The 1,063-nt window shown below is 58.1% G+C and carries 1 protein-coding gene; it reads left to right on the forward strand.

Annotation, left to right across the window (positions count from 1 at the left end):
- The first annotated feature begins 49 nt into the window (after positions 1-49).
- Positions 50-1,042, forward strand: a complete 993-nt coding sequence (locus VI123_RS19220) for a transposase (protein ID WP_336339683.1) — start codon at positions 50-52, stop codon at positions 1,040-1,042.
- Positions 1,043-1,063 lie beyond the last annotated feature (21 nt).

Genomic DNA, 1,063 nt, shown 5'->3' on the forward strand with positions numbered 1-1,063 from the left:
GAGCGTGTCATAGAAAGCCTCCCAAGGGAGGCCGCAGGGTTTGGAAACTGTGTCCAGCAGTACCAACGCCCTGCAAGACGTAGCTTCGGTAGACGACTTCTTGAATGCGGCGGCTACCGAGACAGTACCGCTGTTCGACCATCTTGAGTTCGAGTTTCTGCTGGAGTACGATGTGTTCGCCCCCGGCGAGCGGGGGCGAACACGAGTTCATCAGCCACCAGATCTCTTTCGCGGCTTTCTGCACTGCTACTACGAAGATGTCTACGGCACGCGTCCGGTTACACGAGAGCTTCAGAACGGCCTTGTCTGGTACTACTGCGGACTCAACAAACCGCCATCCAGAGACACGGTTGATCGCTTTCTCACCGACCTAGAACACGTTATTGGCGATGTCTTCGACAGACTCGTCGAGCAGGCCGCCGCCCGCGGCCTGCTCGACTCCACATACTCCATCGATTCGACGCACATCGAGGCGATTCAGTACAACGACGCAGCGTCATGGAACTACGACCCAACGGCCGAAGAGTACTACTACGGCTTCGGCTGTACGATTGTCTCGACCGGGGCAAAGATCCCGATTGCAGCGGAGTTCACACAAGCTAAACAAGCGGATCAGGAGACGGCGATGCGCGTCACGCGTGACGCGCTCGCCGTCGATACACCGGTCTGGATGCTTGGAGACAGCGCCTACGACATCCTCGATTGGCACGACCACCTGCTGGCCGCAGGGGTCGTGCCAATCGCCCCATACAATCCGCGAAACACTGACAACCCGAAAGACATCAAGTATCGGGTCGAAGACCGAATCGAGAAACACAGCGAGGACGTCCAGCTCAAACAGTCCGTCTTAGACGAGACGTACAACCACCGGACAGGGATCGAACGGACCAACGACGCGGTCAAGGACTGCGGCCTCGGGCACGTCCGCGCCCGAGGCCGCGTCCACGCACGAACAGAAGTGTTCCTCGCGCTGTGTCTCCGACTCGTCATTGCCATCACCAACTACGAGCGAGGAAACGAACCGGGCTGTGAGAAACTATGAGATGGATTCTATGACACGCTC

The organism is Haloarcula sp. DT43 (assembly GCF_037078405.1).
In the GTDB taxonomy this organism is placed as follows: Archaea; Halobacteriota; Halobacteria; order Halobacteriales; family Haloarculaceae; genus Haloarcula; species Haloarcula brevis.